Annotated in this window: 14 protein-coding genes, 1 pseudogene and 1 riboswitch; of the genes and pseudogenes, 4 read left to right on the top strand and 11 right to left on the bottom strand. The window is 37.3% G+C overall.

What is annotated here, in order from left to right; genetic code table 11:
• Window positions 1–39: 39 nt before the first annotated feature.
• From FJR11_RS18630 to FJR11_RS18650, 5 genes are all read right to left on the bottom strand, one after another.
• Window positions 40–1,005 carry a transposase gene (locus FJR11_RS18630; RefSeq protein ID WP_168506420.1) on the bottom strand — a complete coding sequence of 322 codons (966 nt, stop codon included), beginning with the start codon at window positions 1,003–1,005 and terminating at the stop codon, window positions 40–42.
• Window positions 1,006–1,137: 132 nt separating this feature from the next.
• Complete coding sequence (locus FJR11_RS18635) at window positions 1,138–1,461, bottom strand: four helix bundle protein (protein WP_168506394.1); 324 nt, start codon at window positions 1,459–1,461, stop codon at window positions 1,138–1,140.
• Between the two features lie 61 nt (window positions 1,462–1,522).
• Entirely contained in the window at window positions 1,523–3,292 is a 1,770-nt protein-coding gene (locus FJR11_RS18640; protein WP_168506395.1) for an EAL domain-containing protein, read from the bottom strand.
• Entirely contained in the window at window positions 3,279–5,876 is a 2,598-nt protein-coding gene (locus tag FJR11_RS18645; RefSeq protein ID WP_168506397.1) for a PAS domain S-box protein, read from the bottom strand. Before FJR11_RS18645 ends, FJR11_RS18640 begins: the two co-directional genes overlap by 14 nt.
• 2 nt (window positions 5,877–5,878) lie before the next feature.
• Complete coding sequence (locus FJR11_RS18650) at window positions 5,879–6,712, bottom strand: carbohydrate ABC transporter permease (RefSeq protein WP_168506399.1); 834 nt, start codon at window positions 6,710–6,712, stop codon at window positions 5,879–5,881.
• 235 nt (window positions 6,713–6,947) lie between these two features.
• On the opposite strand from FJR11_RS18650, the gene FJR11_RS18655 reads away from it, so the two are divergent.
• The gene (locus tag FJR11_RS18655; protein WP_168506401.1) at window positions 6,948–7,784 is read left to right on the top strand and encodes a M15 family metallopeptidase; all 837 of its coding nucleotides are present in this window, start codon (window positions 6,948–6,950) and stop codon (window positions 7,782–7,784) included.
• Between the two features lie 112 nt (window positions 7,785–7,896).
• Window positions 7,897–8,475: a TIGR04376 family protein gene (locus FJR11_RS18660; protein ID WP_168506403.1), complete on the top strand. Its 579-nt coding sequence runs from the start codon at window positions 7,897–7,899 to the stop codon at window positions 8,473–8,475.
• Window positions 8,476–8,563: 88 nt separating this feature from the next.
• Here the strand turns inward: FJR11_RS18660 and FJR11_RS18665 are convergent, their stop codons facing one another.
• The 3 genes from FJR11_RS18665 to FJR11_RS18675 all read right to left on the bottom strand — a co-directional run bounded on the left by FJR11_RS18665 (window position 8,564) and on the right by FJR11_RS18675 (window position 11,858).
• On the bottom strand, window positions 8,564–9,949 hold the full coding sequence (locus FJR11_RS18665) for a collagen-like protein (protein WP_168506405.1): 1,386 nt from the start codon (window positions 9,947–9,949) through the stop codon (window positions 8,564–8,566).
• A gap of 151 nt (window positions 9,950–10,100) precedes the next feature.
• Window positions 10,101–11,177 carry a magnesium-protoporphyrin IX monomethyl ester (oxidative) cyclase gene (gene acsF, locus FJR11_RS18670; protein WP_168506407.1) on the bottom strand — a complete coding sequence of 359 codons (1,077 nt, stop codon included), beginning with the start codon at window positions 11,175–11,177 and terminating at the stop codon, window positions 10,101–10,103.
• Window positions 11,178–11,432: 255 nt separating this feature from the next.
• The gene (locus FJR11_RS18675; RefSeq protein WP_168506409.1) at window positions 11,433–11,858 is read right to left on the bottom strand and encodes a GxxExxY protein; all 426 of its coding nucleotides are present in this window, start codon (window positions 11,856–11,858) and stop codon (window positions 11,433–11,435) included.
• A 63-nt stretch (window positions 11,859–11,921) separates the two neighbouring features.
• A riboswitch (TPP riboswitch) is annotated at window positions 11,922–12,018 on the top strand.
• A 7-nt stretch (window positions 12,019–12,025) separates the two neighbouring features.
• Here FJR11_RS18675 and thiC point away from each other — a divergent pair.
• Window positions 12,026–13,399: a phosphomethylpyrimidine synthase gene (gene thiC, locus FJR11_RS18680; RefSeq protein ID WP_168506411.1), complete on the top strand. Its 1,374-nt coding sequence runs from the start codon at window positions 12,026–12,028 to the stop codon at window positions 13,397–13,399.
• Between the two features lie 139 nt (window positions 13,400–13,538).
• Here the strand turns inward: thiC and FJR11_RS18685 are convergent, their stop codons facing one another.
• Both FJR11_RS18685 and FJR11_RS18690 read right to left on the bottom strand, forming a co-directional pair.
• Window positions 13,539–13,880, bottom strand: coding sequence for a DUF5615 family PIN-like protein (locus FJR11_RS18685; protein WP_168506413.1), 342 nt, complete (start codon window positions 13,878–13,880; stop codon window positions 13,539–13,541).
• Entirely contained in the window at window positions 13,877–14,101 is a 225-nt protein-coding gene (locus tag FJR11_RS18690; RefSeq protein ID WP_168506415.1) for a DUF433 domain-containing protein, read from the bottom strand. Before FJR11_RS18690 ends, FJR11_RS18685 begins: the two co-directional genes overlap by 4 nt.
• A gap of 57 nt (window positions 14,102–14,158) precedes the next feature.
• Here FJR11_RS18690 and FJR11_RS18695 point away from each other — a divergent pair, with 57 nt between their 5' ends.
• Window positions 14,159–15,064 (top strand): DUF4351 domain-containing protein, encoded by a 906-nt coding sequence (locus tag FJR11_RS18695; protein ID WP_168506418.1) that lies wholly within the window; start codon window positions 14,159–14,161, stop codon window positions 15,062–15,064.
• A 209-nt stretch (window positions 15,065–15,273) separates the two neighbouring features.
• On the opposite strand, the pseudogene FJR11_RS18700 reads toward FJR11_RS18695, so the two are convergent.
• Window positions 15,274–16,492 (bottom strand): annotated as a pseudogene (locus FJR11_RS18700) (hypothetical protein); the annotation flags it as partial.

The raw sequence follows: 16,492 nt of genomic DNA on the forward strand, positions 1-16,492 counted from the left end.
TAGGACTTACGCATTGACAAAAAACATCATTTATGTAGTCTAGACAATGGCATCCTTGCGAAGGTTAGCAAAAATATGCTCACGGACAACAGAAGTAAACAGATTCCTCTGTACTTCATACCAATTGCTAATTATATTTTCAGAACGCATAAACTCTAATTTCACAAATGCTTGAAGTGAACAAAATATGTGAGTTTTGATTGCATAGGTATCTCTAACCATGAATCGACAAATTCCACATACTTGTTTTATAGCACGATGAAAGGTTTCAATACCCCAATGAGTATCATGAATTGTGATGAAGGTACTTCTGCTTATGTCTTGAATTTTCTCCTCATCTGGCAGATATAAAATATAATGTCTAGAGTCTTCTTTTTTAAAGTCTTTCCTAAACAACTTTATAAATCCAAATTCTTTCAGATGAGTCCTTAATCCTTCGTCTGGAATATCCAGAGTGCTTACCTGACAATACTTGTGTGGCTCATTTGAAACAGTTCTATTTTTTTCAATTCCGAATAGGAAACCCAATTTCTGGTTTTTTAGAAATTTCAAGTTTTCTACTCCAGAATACCAACTATCTCCTGTTACCATTCTGGGTTTAACTCCCCAGCTTATTATTTCACTCACCATTTCTCTAAAATAATCGTTTTTTGTTTTTCCGTCCTTTTTATCATATATTCTGTAATTAATTGGTACTGAATTACCACTAATGTCACTGTAATATAAAGTGATTAAATTTAAGCCGATAATAGTTTTATGAGCTTTCCCTGACCAAAAATAACTGATTAATTCCGCATTTTTAGGATCGCTGTAAATCTTTTCTATGACTGTATCGTCTACACTTAATATCCCTCCTACCAAGTTGATGATTTTCTCTATTATGCTGAATAAATCTTTGGGTTCGTATCTCTCTCTCAATAAAAAGCGGTTTACACTATCATGTGAAACATCTCCCAATATCTCGGCTAACCTACTGCACCCTCCATACTTTGGCTCTGACAGCAAAAATAAGGTGTAGATGTCTAGATTGCATTGTGCTGTCGAGGGTTTAGTAATTTCTCTCATTCTCCCATACTCATTACTAGACGACCCTTATTTATCAATGCATTATTTTGTTATTCTGTCAATGCGTAAGTCCTATAATCTACTAACTTCTTGGAGTTTTAACATTAATTCTGATGTATCACCATAGCCTAAATCATTTGTGAGAATAAGATAGTATCTACATTCTTCTAAAGAAGCTTGTGCAATATTCATAAATCTTACTTTATCTATATTTCCTTTTTTCTTAAATCCTTCAGCGATATTTGCAGGAATAGAAACTGCTGCGCGTCTAAACTGAGAAGTAAGTCCATATATTTCTGATTTGGGAAAATTTGCAGTTAATTGATATATCCTTAACACAAATTGATGTGCTTTTTGCCAAACTATTAAATCTTCAAATGTTCTCGCAGGTTGCATTTATTTTCAACTCCTTCTATCTTCCTGCTTCTATCTTTCTCCTGACTCTTTCTATCTTCATCTAAATGCTAGGAATTGCCAAGACATTGGCTAAACTTATAAATTCTGATGCCGGAATAGGGCGACTAAAGAGATTACCCTGGATATGATAACATTGATGCTCGTAGAAAAATTGGAGTTCATTTTTTCTTTCTACTCCTTTAGCAACAATTTCCATATTCAATTTTCGGGCTAAATCAATAATACTAGCAACAATGGTTTCATTTGCTGGTGTCAGTTTTAAATTTTTCGCCAGGGAGCTATCCATTTTTACCGTATCAAATGGAAACTTACTCAGATAGTTTAATGATGATTTATCACTACCAAAACTATCAAGAGTTATTTCAAATCCCAAGGCTTTAATTAAGCGCAGACGACGGACATTTAAGTTGCTATCTTCTTCAAAAATGCTTTCATCCACTTCTAGAGAAATGAATTTAGCACTGACCTTTTGCTCAATTAATATATTAGTCAGTTCTTGAGATAGTGCGGGATAAGATAATTGACGCGCAGCCAGATTCACAGAAATTTTTATCATTGGTAGTCCAGCATTTTTCCGATCTACTAGACATCTCAAGGCATTTCTAAATACCCATTTACCAAGTTCAATCATTAAACCTTGTTGTTCAGCTATGGGAATAAAATCTTTAGGAAGGATCATTCCATGTTTAGGATGTAACCACCTAATTAAAGCTTCAGCAGAGACAATTTCGCCAGTTTTGATATTGACTATGGGTTGAAAGTATAACTGAAATTGATTAAATTCTAATGCGTGGTGCAAATCTGATTCCCAAGGGATTTGTTTGCTTGCAGTAGTATTATCTAGATTATGGTTATAGAATTCATAGGCATTACCGCCACTTTTTTGGACTTTGGTGATGACAAGACGACAATGTTGCAATAAGGTTTCTAGATGGTAAGGATGATAGTAAAATGCACATCCTATACTAGCAGTAATAAATATTTCTTGGCTATTAATTAGAATTGGATCAGAGATACTTTGTAGCAAAGATTGAGCTATAGCAACTGCTTGGGTACGATATTCTATGGCTCTGGCAACAATGATAAACTCATTACTATTAATTCGAGCAACAATACCATTTTCTGCAATTACTGATTTTAACCTTTCTGTTAATGTCAGGATGAGTAAATCGCTGTTTGCTGGATCAAGAGATTGATAAAGTCTTTCTAGACGATCAAAACTTAAACAAAAAAGAGGAAGGTAGGGAAAATAACTTGGTGATGTTTCTTTAGGCTGAATCAGATTATGAATAAATTCTTCTACTTGTTGATCAAACTCCTCCTGTAAACCATGACGATTTAACAACTTAGTAAGAGGATCAAATTTTTGAACTTGGCTGAATTTTTGCTCAACCCCCTTAAGTTCTTCCATGTACTGTCTTTTTTGCTCTAAATCAGCTTGGTACTTTTGCAGAGCAATTTCAATTGTTACTTGTAATTCTCTATCCTTAAATGGTTTAAGAATATAACCAAAAGGAGTTGTCTCTTTAGCTCTATTTAGTGTTTCAATATCAGCATAGGCAGTTAAATAAATAACCGGAATCCCATATTTTTTAGCTATTTGAGCAGCAGCTTGTATACCATCCATGTCACCTTTAATGACAATATCCATCAGCACTAAGTCAGGCTTTTTTTCTCCAGCTATCCGAATAGCATTTTCTCCTGAAGAAACAATTTCTACAATTTCATATCCTAACTTAGTCAACTTTCTAGCTAAATTATTAGCAATCAAAAGTTCATCTTCAACAATTAAAATTTTAACGCTGGTCATAATTTTCAATTCTCTTTTGATAACGTAGTTCTGAAAAAGTTAACACAAATTTAGTGCCATAATCGCTACTGACTGTAATTTCTCCTTCTAACTGTTTAGTTAATAAACAAACTAACTGTAAACCTAAAGATTCTGTATTCTGAAAATCTAAATCTGCGGGTAAACCTATACCATTATCTTCAATAGTGATAGTGACTTGCTTTTGATCACTTTGTTTTACTCTTAACCATATTTGTCCTGATGCCTGATTTGGGAAAGCGTGTTCAAAGACATTGGCAATTAATTCATTGACAATTAAACCGCAAGGAGTAGCGGTTTCGATATTCAAGAAAATGGGATGCAGATCAAAGTTAATGGTAATTCTGTGATAGTCTGAGTTCAAGGAAGATTCTAACTGTTTAGCAAGATTTTCTAAATATTCACTTAAATCAATTTCAGCTATATTTTTAGATTGATAGAGTTTTTCATGGATAAGTGCCATTGATTGAATCCGATATTGACTTTGTTCAAAAATCTTGATAGCTGCTGGATCTGTAATATAGTCAGCTTGCCAATCTAAAAGACTAGATACTACTAAAAGATTATTTTTCACGCGATGATGAACTTCTTTGAGTAAGATTTCTTTTTCTTTTAGAGAAGATTTTAGTTGTTCTTCAGCTTGTTTACGGGAAGTTACATCGTTTTGAATCCCGATGAAATGAGTCAGATTTCCTTGATCATCAAAAATGGGAGAAATGCTCAGTTCATTCCAAAACAAACTACCATCTTTACGATAATTACGGAGGATAACATTACAACTTTTTTTATTTTGTATCGCAGTACGAATTTCCCTTAACCCTCGTTGTTGTCGATCATGTCCTTGAAGAAACCGACAGTTTTGTCCAATTACTTCCTGTGCTGAATAGCCTGTAATTTTTTCAAAAGCAGTATTAACAAAAATTGTCTTTTTTTCAATTTCTCTAGCATCAACAATAATAATACCATTATTGCTGGCAGCGATCGCTCGCTCTTGCAATTTCAGTTTTTCTTCAATCTGTTTTCTGCGGGTAATATCTTCAGCAATCCCCGCAATCCGGTAAATATTGCCTTCTTGATCCCGAATAGGAAAAGCTCGATCATAAATCCAGCGGATTTCTCCATCGCTGCGAATTATGCGATATTGTTCATTATACCCACCATCAATTTGCTTGGGTAAAACTGCAAGAATGCGCGGCATATCTTCTGGATGAATAGAATCTACCCATTTTTGGGATGATTGATAGAGTTCCCGACATGAATATCCCCAAATTTTCTGATAGGCTTGTGAAACATAGAGAAGTTGACCTTCTTCTATACTTTTTATCCAGAAAACACTGTCAATATTTTCGGTGATTTGACGTAGATATTCTTGACTTTGATGTAATTCTTCGGTACGTTCAATCACTCGCAATTCTAATTTTTGGTTCAGTTTTTTGAGTTTTGCTTGTGCGGCAATTCGCTCTTTTAATTCTTTTTGGGCTTGTTGATAAAGTTGGGATTGTTGAATAGCGATCGCTAATTGAATAGATAACTTTTCTAGCAAATCAACTTCTAAAGATTGCCAAATTCGGGGTTGGGAAACTTGATGAGCGCCGATTAATCCCCATAATTGATTTTGATAAACAATTGGTACAACTAGGTTGGCACGGATATGATTTGTTGCTAATAATTCAATATGACAAGGAGACAACTGACAATCATAAATATCATGAATTTTTCGCACCCGACCATTCATATAATGGTCAACCCAATCAGGGGCAAAACAAGGATCATGGAGAATAACACCTAACAAAGAAGCTTCTTCTGTTCTTAGTGCTTCAGCAACAACTTTACCACTCCATTCTCTGTTAAATTCATAGATAATCACCCGATCTATTTGCAAATATTCTTGAATTTCGGAAACAGCAGTTTGTAAAATTACATCTAAATCAAAAGAGTTACGAATTCTTTGTGAGAGCATAAGCAGCAAGTGATCTATCTTAATCTGCTCTATTAATTCCGTAGTCCGTTCATGAACTTGGCTTTCTAATTCAGTATTTTGATTTTGTAAAATTTCGGCTTTTTCAGTTTCTAGTTGATCAATCTTGTCTCGTAAAAAATTGTTTTTTTCATACATTTTTAGTGGATCAATAGTATTTAATACACTAGCTTGGTTGATAATTCCTAGTAAGCCACCTTCATCATCTATGACTACTAAGTGACATATTTTATATTGACGAAATAAATTTAGAACCACAAAAATATTTGTGAATTCTGATTTTTTTAAGGTAATTGGATATTTAATCATTACCTCCGCTAGGGTAACTTGCTCTAAATTTACTCCCATTGCTGTACAGTTTATGGCATCTTGTTTTGTAAAAATGCCTATTAACTGTTCTTGATCTAGAACAAGAACACAACTGGCTTGTTCCGCATTCTGGAGATGAGTATCTGATACTACATCCTTAGTGAGAGACTGACTCATTAATCTGACTGCATTAATGGCAAGGGTATCACTCGTCAATACCACCGGATCAGAAATAATTATCCGTTCTAATTCTAAATTGGAGATTTTTTTTGTCTGCATTTTTATCCCTTAACTCCACTCCCCGTATCCGTAGGGACAATATACTTCTGTAACAACAAGAATAATACTAACACTGGAGTAATAGAAATTACCGAACCAGCAGCTACCAACCGCCAATCTAAAGAAAATGTCCCCGCTAACTTAGCAACTCCCAAGGGGAGAGTGTATAAACTTTCATCCTGGATGACAATCAAAGGCCACAAAAAGTCGCTCCAAGCGCCAATAAAGACAAAAATAGCCAGGGTAATCAGTGCTGGGCGAATGGCAGGTAGCATTATGTACCACCATAATCCTAACTCAGAACTCCCATCTAAGCGAGCAGCTTCTTCAATTTCTTTTGGCACACCTATCAGGGCTTGCCGTAACAAAAATATACCAAAGGCAGAGGCTAAACTAGGGAAAATTACCCCTAAATAAGTATTTCTCAATCCTAATTGCACTGTCAAAATATATAAAGGAATCATGACAATTTGGAAGGGAATCATAATTGTTGTCACAATAGCAATGAAAATTCCGTTTCTGCCCACAAATGAGAGTCTAGCTAAGGGATAAGCCGCTAAGGAACAAAACAACAAATTTAAGCCAACGGTTAATACAGATACAAGAATACTGTTGTATAAATATGTGCCAAAGGGTAAAGATTGCCAAACTTTAGAGAAGTTTTCTAATGTCGGTTGACTGGGTAATAGTTGCGGTGGTGACTGCCAGATATTTTCCGTCGGTGATTTTAATGATGTACTGATTAACCATAACAATGGAAATAGCATGATTATAGCGATCACTCCTAGTATTCCATAGATAGCTAAAGTTTGTATCCGGGAGTTTTTAAAATTCATATCTTGCTAAAAAGAATTAAGTACAAAGATTGTTAATATAACTATTTGTGAGCTAAAAAATAAACTTCATTCTCAAATTATACACAGGAATTTTATCTAAAGCTACAAAAAACAAGATCCCCTACTTCTCTAAGAATCCGGGGATCTAAATCCTTGCATTGTGCCTTAATGTCCTAAATTTTAGAATATTTTGCGATATGATGAAATCGAAATTTTGAAAATAAGTAATATTTTCGTGAAACTAATTCTGAAAATAGCAGCGTTTGTGACTATAATTATTTTTGTCAGTGTTACCTTAGTCTTCGCTCACAAAATTTCCCAAAGTCAGCTAACACCAAATCCTCAAATTGTCAAAGAATGCTTAACTAAGTCTGGCGTGCCTTGTCATAATTCAACAGCATCTGTAAATACACTATTTATTCCTGATCAGCAATTAGACGATCAACAGCGTTTTTTAGCAACAATTGCCAACAGAATCCCCACAATTCCTCAAGTAGATACGTTTGAATATACGTTACTGCGTTCCTATGGAACAGTATTTATTAATCAAAAATCGGGAATTAAATTACCACAAAAAACTATTTTAGAGAACGAATTAGAAACAAAATCTTTTCAAGATACAATCAGTATAGCTTTAGTAGATGGCACTCAAGAATGTTATTTACAAAAAACTGCCGCTGAAGCTTTAAATAAAGCCAAACTTTTAGAAAGAATTGCTCTTAAATCAGGTTATGCTGGTGATTGTCTTCGCAATTTTGCCACTAATTTAAGATTTTGGAATAAATACGCAAATAGCGAAACATTAACACGAGTAAAAACCGGCAAAGAAACAAAAATTCTCGGATTAGTTGCACCCCCAGGCACATCACAACATTTGTGGGGATTAGCAATTGATTTACAAGTAGCAACATCAGCCCAAAGACAGGCTTTAAATCAAAATGGCTGGTTTCAAACTGTAGTTAATGATCTTCCCCATTGGACGTATTTAGGTTGGAGTGAAGAAGATTTACCTAAATTTGGATTACAACAAAAAATTGTTCAAGGAATTAAATATTGGGTAACACCAATTTAATTTGTCAGTTGTTAGTTGTTAGAAGAAAGAAGGAAATTTCCCTGTTCCCTGTTCCTTGTTGCCTATTCCCTGTTATAAAATAGACATATATCCGATATTTGGAGTTTTAACAGTGAGTTTATTTGATGATTTAAGTCGGTTTTTAGAAAGTCGCTTAGAAGAATTCTTGCGAAATAACCCTCATTTAGAGTTAGAAGCACTATTAGAACAACTGCGGGAACAAGAAGAAGATACATTAAAGTTAATTGCCGAGTTACAATTGCAAGAGAAGCGATCGCAAGATGAAATTCTCTCCACAGCCCAAGAAATCCAAAAATGGCATATTCGGATTCAAAAAGCCCAAGCCGCAGGTAGACAAGATTTAGTTACTCCAGCCCAAGAAAGAGAAGCAGCGCTATTGCGAGAAGGAAATCAAATGTGGGGACATATGCAAGGTTTAAAAGAACGCATTAGCCAATCCCAACAACTACTTCACAAAATTCAACAACGTCGTCAAGAAGTACAAACTAAAGCAACAGAAGCACAAACAGCCCGAACCAAAGCACAAACCCAGCAACGGTTAGAAACTGAAACTCAAGGCTGGAATGCTGCTACTAATTCTAACAGTAATTTTGACGACTTAGAAAATACATTTCGCAATTGGGAAACCCAAGATGAATTAGAAAAACTCAAACGCAATATGGGAAAATAATTGATCAGTTGTCAGTTGTTAGTTGTCAGTTGTCAGTTGTTTAAAACACAAATAATGCTTTTAATCCTGACTCCTGATTCCTACTATATCACCGTTTACGAATTACCCCTTGCCAACTAATTTTTTGCTGTGCAGAACGACCACCTAAAGAACGAATTGCGACGACTTCAATATCAACCTTTACCCCTGGATTTAAAGCTTGGCTAGGAATTTTCAACTTACCTAAAGCTAGGGTAAAATTGTTATAACTACGGCTCACTAAATCTGCGGGAATTTCTCCTTCATATAAAGTTGGAGCATTAAAAGTATCATCAAAATTATCCTGCGCTCGATATTTGACTCGAAACTGAGTATTGATTACATCAGATTTAGCAGCTAAATCAACTATTCTTAAACTGAGATTTTGTCCTGAATTAGCAAATTCACCTACAGCTAATTTGGTGACATCTTCTTTAGGAATAGCATGATTCACAGTGTACTCCGTCAAAGTTTCTATAGTTTTAGCAGTACCATCAACCCAGAGATTTTCAGGAAAAGCAATATCTATTTGTTGGTTATCATTTAAAGAGAGTTTAACAGATTGATTAGCAAAGTTTGTAATAGCCTGTTTTTCGGACCAAACCAACTTAAAAGTTCCATCTAAACGCCGTTCAAACTCTCGATATTCATCAGCAATTATAGAACCAATCGCCAGCAAAGACTTTGCCCCTTGACGGATTTGCCATTTATTTTTAGAAAGATTAAATTCTTGATTTCCTAATTGAGAAATTCCTATTTCCGCAGTTGGTTTATCATCTGCTAAAGCTTCCTTGCCATTAACTATACTTAAAATTCCTAATCTGCCCGGTGTCCCATTACGTCCATCTCTACCATCACTGCCATCGCGTCCATCGTAACACCGATAAACTTTTTGAGTACATCGACGATTAGGAGTACCAGCGTTTCCTGTACAACTTTCTCGCTCCCAACGTCGCTGACGACAGGAACAACCTGCCGCACCTCTAGCACCCCGTCCACCCCGTCCACCTTCGCCACCAACAGCGCGAACGGCAATTTTCTTTAAATCTGCCAAATTTCCATAATAGACCGTGAGATTGCCACCAGAACCACCATTGCCACCATCACCACCACTACCACCATCACCACCATTGGGGGCATTGATATTATCTCGTCCTTCCTCCCGATAATTTCGACAACTAGGACGAGAACCCGGTTCACCATCTTCGCCATCTTCACCATCTTTCCCAGATAAGTCAAGATTAACCGCTGAACCATCAGCATTTATCGTCTGATTTGTCCCGCTGCGTCCATCTCTACCGCTACGGCCATTACTGCCATCCCGATCATAATAACCAGCTATTTTTAATTCTTTAACACCCGTAGGACAGACAACCGCACCCGTCGCAGGTAATAAATTAGTAAATAAACAAAATGTCAACAGAACCGGTAATTGATATCTAAAACTTTTGTGCATGATATATAAACTTACAAACAATTCCTTACTTAAACTTACGACTCTTCCCTTTGCGTCTTTGCTCCTTAGCGTCTCTGCGCGAAAAAATTTATAAAAAAAGTGGCTCTGTCCAAGACAAAACCACCTCCTCAAGAAAAAAACTAAACTCAAATTAACGAGCTTGACCGTGAGTAGCAACCGCATCAATGGGCTTCATCAGATACAATTGTAATAACTGCCAACCATGGGATACATAAATTGGAAGTTTTTGGAAGAATTGGAAGAATTTAGGAGTATTAGAGCTAGAAATTGCTGCCAATTTTTCGTTATTCTGGACGCAAACATCTAAACGCTGATAAAACGCTGGGTTTTCAACATCCAACATAACTGGGAAGACTCTACCAGCGGTTTCATTGGTCTTCTTAATTACATGAATGTCATACTCTCGCGCATCCAAGCCCAAGGAAGCGTAGAAATCCTTACGTTGAATATCATTGAGATACATAGTTGCAAATACTGACAACAGGAAGAAGCGACTCCATAGTTTCGCTCTCCAGTCATTCAACATTTGTGGCTGCGCTCTCATAACCGCATCAAAGAAATCACCGTGACGGTTTTCATCCTGACACCAGTTCTCAAAAAAGTTGAAAATTGGATAAATTTGATCTTCAGGATGGGCTTCTAAATGACGATAAATGGTGATATAACGCCAATAACCAATCTTTTCAGAAAGATAGGTAGCGTAGAAGATGAATTTGGGCTTAAAGAACGTATAACTACGGCTCTTGGTCAAAAATCCTAAATCTAAAGAAAGATTAAAGTCTGACATAGCTTTGTTCAAGAACCCAGCATGACGGGCTTCATCCCGTGACATCAGGTTAAAGCCTTCAGCTAAAAGAGGGCTTTTATCCTTTAAGCGACGGCCGAGTTCTTTGTATAACAAGAAGCCGGAAAATTCTGCTGTACAAGAACGTTCGAGAAATTCAACGAACAATTTGCGAGTTTCTCCGTCAATAGAGTCCCAAGATTGTTCAAACTGAGCATCCCGAACAAAGTGATGGCGGTTGTAGTCAATGCGGAATTCTGCGATAATAGCTTCTAATTCCTCTTCATTGACGGAAAGATCCATCTGCGCCATTTCATCGAAATCGGTTGTGTAAAACCTTGGTGTTAAAAGGGTTTCTTTCGCAGGGGACTTGACTCCAGAACGGATTTCGTCAAAGCCTGGTTTTCTGAGGGATTCTACCATGTTTTGATTTGCTCTTTTATCTTTCTTTTTTTGATGACACCAGAAAGCTGATTCTTATGCTCTCACAAGGTGCAAGGGACAACAATTATGATTTTGTATGAAATTCAGTGTAGCAATATCTAGCCCAAAAATGACTGGATAAATGATTAAGAGTTGCAAAAATCCATAAAAAACGGTTTATATGATATTTGGGTTGCAAACAGGTTGTGGGGGAATTAACGAACCGCAGAGGCGCAGAGTTCGCGGAGGGAAGAGTTAGAGAGAGAGGGCTATGCGTTTGATGCCGTCTTTGAGGAGGGGAACGTTAAAGTTGATGAGGAGTCCTAAAGTGCGCTTGGTTATTTTGAGGTAGGAGAGAAGTTGGGCTTCGTGAATGGGGGCTAAGGTTTGCACAGCTTTTAATTCCACAACTAAACAGTCTGCAACTAAAAAATCCAATCTGCCTCTACCTACATCATGTCCTTTATATGTCAAGCTTATTGACTTCTCAACCTCATGATGTATACCCCGAATCATAAATTCAACAACCAGTGCCTCCTTATACACTTCCTCCAAAAACCCAGGACCCAAAACCCGGTGTACCTCAATTGCAGCCCCAATCACCTCCCCTGTAAGCCAACTCATCTCCTCTCCTAACTCTCTTCTCTCTGCGTCCTCTGCGCCTCTGCGGTTCGTATTCATAATAATCCATTCAAACACAGTATTCCCAAAATTAACCCAAGCATCACCAAAATGCTACAATCTACACCATGCTAGGGGTGCTTGGGAAAACAAGCTGAGATCAAACCCTTAACACCTGAGTCTGGGTAATACCAGCGGAGGGAAGCTGTTTATTTGAGGAATATAATATGCGGACAGAATGGGTAGCCAAGCGACGTGGACAAGCTAACGTATCGCAAATGTACTACGCCCGTCAGGGTGTGATTACTGAAGAAATGGATTATGTAGCCAAGCGGGAAAATCTTCCTGCTGAACTTATCCGCGCCGAAGTGGCACGGGGACGGATGATTATCCCTGCGAATATTAATCACACAAATCTAGAACCGATGGCCATTGGTATCGCTTCTAAATGTAAGGTTAACGCCAATATTGGTGCTTCTCCCAACTCTTCCAACTTGCAGGAAGAAGTTGATAAACTCAACCTAGCGGTAAAATACGGTGCTGATACCGTGATGGATTTGTCTACAGGTGGCGGTAATTTAGATGAAATTCGTACCGCAATTATCAATGCTTCACCTGTTCCCATTGGGACTGTTCCAGTTTACCAAGCTTTAGAAAGCGTTCACGGCACAATTGAAAATCTCACCGCTGACGATTTTCTCCACATCATCGAAAAGCACGCCCAGCAAGGGGTAGACTATCAAACCATCCACGCGGGAATTTTGATTGAACATTTACCTTTAGTCAGAAACCGCTTGACAGGGATTGTTTCTCGTGGTGGCGGAATTTTGGCGCGGTGGATGTTGCATCACCACAAACAAAACCCCCTGTATACTCATTTCAATGACATCATTGAGATTTTTAAAAGATATGATGTTTCTTTCAGTTTAGGCGACTCCCTGCGCCCAGGATGTACCCATGATGCCTCAGATGAAGCCCAGTTGGCGGAACTGAAAACTCTAGGAAATCTCACCCGCAAAGCTTGGGAACATGATGTCCAAGTCATGGTGGAAGGTCCCGGCCACGTTCCTATGGATCAAATTGAGTTCAATGTCCGCAAACAAATGGAAGAGTGTTCGGAAGCACCTTTCTATGTTCTCGGTCCTTTGGTAACTGATATTGCTCCTGGTTATGACCATATTACCTCAGCCATTGGAGCAGCTATGGCGGGCTGGTATGGGACAGCGATGTTGTGTTATGTGACACCTAAAGAACATTTGGGTTTACCTGATGCTGAAGATGTGCGGAATGGCTTAATTGCCTATAAAATTGCGGCTCATGCAGCGGATATTGCTAGACATCGCCCTGGTGCTAGAGATAGAGATGATGAACTTTCTAAAGCTCGATATAATTTCGATTGGAATCGTCAATTTGAGTTATCTTTAGACCCAGAAAGAGCGAAGGAATATCACGACGAAACTTTACCAGCAGATATCTATAAAACCGCTGAGTTTTGTTCAATGTGTGGTCCTAAGTTCTGTCCAATGCAGACTAAGGTTGATGCTGATGCTTTGACTGAGTTGGAGAAGTTTTTGGCAAAAGAACCTGTAGCACAAGGTTAATTAGTGAACAACCAGATCCCCGATTTCTTGAAGAAGTCGGGGATCTAAAACCTTAGTTTTGGGAATCAAAATAAATCTAAAAGCCTTATCAAAATGGATAAGAAATTAATGAAAGAGTTATTTAAGATAAAGTAATTATTTACTGACTATTACTAATTTCCACAATCATTTCTCCTTGGGGTAATTGTTCCAAAGCATCAGGTAAAGTAATTGTCAGAAGTTGACGTAAATTGCGATTCGTCACATTTCCACAAGTTAACCAAAGAATTTGAGGAGGGATTCCTAACCGACAAACCAAATCAACAAAATCACTGTCTTTCGTCATGATGATGACATTAGCGATTTTTGCAGCTTCAAAAATTTCTATATCTTTAGCGTCACGTAACCCAATATCTCTTAATGAAAATGCTTCTATAGCAAAAGTATCTGTTATCCAACTTGCCAATGTTGGTGGTAACTGTGCATCAATCCAAATTTTCATGCTGTCAACCGCACAAAATCAGTCCGTCGTGCAGCAAACACAAGACAAGCTTGGATATCTTCCGGTTCTAAATCAGGAAAGTCTTCTAAAATTTCGCTAACGCTGACATTTTCCCCTAACATTTCTAAAATATCACTGACTCTAATTCTCATGCCGCGAATGCAAGGACGACCCCCACATTGACCAGGTATTTGTGTAATACGAGTTAATAGTTCGTTCATTTACTTAATTAGTGATTTTCATAAAGAATATTGTACCATTATTTTTGATATAATCAAATGACTCGACAATCTCACGACCAATTTGCCAAGGAATATCTAGAGGAATTATTAACACCTCTAGGAACAATCAAAAAAAGCGAAAAGGTTAAAAGCGAAGTTCAAGAAATTGATGTTTGGTTTGAACCATTTTCTGATCAAATTCAGGAAAATCTCCCTTTAGGTTTATTAGGGAAGATGGCAAAAACTCAATGTTTATTTGAGCCTTTTCGTAACCCACCATCAGAAATAGAAATTCGCAGTTGTTTACTTAAATTATATGCCGTTCATGGTGATGTAGTTAGGAAGGCAAAACGCGAAAACAGAAATATTGCTGAATCAGATTTACCGATTTTATGGATTTTAACACCAACTTTTTCATCTCGGATGATTGCGGGTTTAGGTGCAACTGAAATTGCAGAAGATTGGGTTCAAGGTGTTTATTTTCTGCCGAATATCCTGAAAACAGCAATAGTTGTGATTCATCAATTACCAGAAACTGAGGATACCTTATGGTTGAGAGTTTTGGGGAAAGGAGGAACACAGAAAAGAGCAGTGGAGGAGTTAACTGAGTTACCAGAAAATAACCCTTTTCGAGAGAATTTGTTAGAAATTTTAGCGGACTGGCGCAAGAATTTAGAATTGAGAGATAATTTAAGTAGGGAAGAAGAGGAAGTAATTATGAACTTATCACCGGCTTATTTACAACAAATAGAAGACTGGAAGCAAGAAGGAAAACAGGAAGGACAGCTTTCTTTGATAACTTCTCTTCTGGAAGGGCGTTTTGGTAGTTTAGATGCTGAGTTATCTAGTTTGGTAGAAAAGATTGCTAATATTCCTATTTCTGAACGCACTCAGTTACTTCTTTCTTTGGGTAATTTATCCCGTGAAGAGTTGTTGCAAAGATTGAGTAATGAGGAAGTTTAGGGTATCATTTTCTTCGGCAGTTTGAGGAAATTTTCTAAACTGCTGATTTTTTTGATGCTGATGTTTTGACTGAGTTGGAGAAGTTTTTGGCGAAAGAACTTGTAGCGCAAGAGTAATAATAGAAGGGTGAGTAATACCCACCCCTCTTTAATAGTTAATTATTATTGATGATACGTTAACTTATTAACGCAAGAGCCTGATTTAAACAATCAGGAATACAATTGAGCCTCCAATTGTTTCAATATTCGCTTAGGATCATTCTTATCTCCTGTGAAAAATTTCCAAGCTGCAAAACCAGCACCAGCAGCAATTACAGCCGCACCACCAGTCATGACACCAACTCCACCAAGAGCAGCCATAATCGCACTATAAGCTGCTGCTCCTGATAGAGTGCTAATTGCTGTACCTGTACTGGCAACACCAAAAGCACTCATAGCAGCCCAAGCTGTACCAACAGTAGCCGCACTGGTTGCAACTCCAACTCCAGCGGCAATTCCTAAGTTCTTTTTATCTTCAGCATCCATTTCTCCAACAGAAGCAACAGATACTAAAGCTGCTGCACCAATTAGGGCTGCTCCACCTGTTGCTACTACTAATCCTCCTAACATTCCTAAACCACCCGCAGCTACAGAGCCACCACCTAATAGAGCTAAAGTTGCATTAGTTGCTGCACCTCCAGATAGTGTACTTATAGCTACTCCTGTTCCTGCTTTCATTCCAGTTGTTGATGCAATTTGTATAGCTGTCGGGACAATTCCAGCAGCTTTCTTTAGTGAGTCACGGACTGTTTTAATTTTAGCGAGAATATCATCATTTTTCTTTTCGTTCTGATTGCTTACTGGTTCACGCATCAACTTGTAAATTACTTTGCAATCATCTGGTATACGAGAATGCAAGATTAGTGAATCTAATAATTTCAAACTTGCTTGATCAGAAACTTGCTTACCATCTCTAAGTGCAGAATAAGTAGTAAGTATCTCAGCTTTGTATATACTATTGTTGATAGTAGAAAAAGTATCAATTAGATTGACTATAAATAAATCAGCAGTAGTTGCCCTAGCCGTAACACTGTGACGAAAGTATACTTGTTTAAGTTCATTAGGCAGCGAACCATTTTGAATAATGGTGTCAAGCCGATTTAGAATCTCAAAATCAGCTATGTTTTCTCCTGCTCTGATACACTGATATATTCCTCTAATAAACTGCTTCTCATTCTTATTGAGGTTAGATGCAGTCAAGGTATTTTCAATACATTGTTCTATTTTGAATAATCTAGAATTTTGACTGGCAATATTGTATCGCTGAGAAACTGAAGAATTGACTTGAGATGATGAAACAATAAAATCTAACAAATTTAGAGCAGGTAAGTCATCTATAGACTTAGCATTACTAATCAGTTTGTAGATTTTAATACATCTTTCTTTGCTT

The organism is Anabaena sp. UHCC 0187 (assembly GCF_009712035.1).
Classification (GTDB): domain Bacteria; phylum Cyanobacteriota; class Cyanobacteriia; order Cyanobacteriales; family Nostocaceae; genus Dolichospermum.

Bases quoted from the DNA above. Each gene is read 5' to 3' on its own strand.
- FJR11_RS18640 (WP_168506395.1), bottom strand. From the start codon at position 3,292: ATGACCAGCGTTAAAATTTTAATTGTTGAAGATGAACTTTTGATTGCT.
- FJR11_RS18635 (WP_168506394.1), bottom strand. From the start codon at position 1,461: ATGCAACCTGCGAGAACATTTGAAGATTTAATAGTTTGGCAAAAAGCA.
- FJR11_RS18685 (WP_168506413.1), bottom strand. From the start codon at position 13,880: ATGAAAATTTGGATTGATGCACAGTTACCACCAACATTGGCAAGTTGG.
- FJR11_RS18690 (WP_168506415.1), bottom strand. From the start codon at position 14,101: ATGAACGAACTATTAACTCGTATTACACAAATACCTGGTCAATGTGGG.
- FJR11_RS18665 (WP_168506405.1), bottom strand. From the start codon at position 9,949: ATGCACAAAAGTTTTAGATATCAATTACCGGTTCTGTTGACATTTTGT.
- FJR11_RS18650 (WP_168506399.1), bottom strand. From the start codon at position 6,712: ATGAATTTTAAAAACTCCCGGATACAAACTTTAGCTATCTATGGAATA.
- FJR11_RS18675 (WP_168506409.1), bottom strand. From the start codon at position 11,858: ATGAATACGAACCGCAGAGGCGCAGAGGACGCAGAGAGAAGAGAGTTA.
- acsF (WP_168506407.1), bottom strand. From the start codon at position 11,177: ATGGTAGAATCCCTCAGAAAACCAGGCTTTGACGAAATCCGTTCTGGA.
- FJR11_RS18695 (WP_168506418.1), top strand. From the start codon at position 14,159: ATGACTCGACAATCTCACGACCAATTTGCCAAGGAATATCTAGAGGAA.
- FJR11_RS18645 (WP_168506397.1), bottom strand. From the start codon at position 5,876: ATGCAGACAAAAAAAATCTCCAATTTAGAATTAGAACGGATAATTATT.
- thiC (WP_168506411.1), top strand. From the start codon at position 12,026: ATGCGGACAGAATGGGTAGCCAAGCGACGTGGACAAGCTAACGTATCG.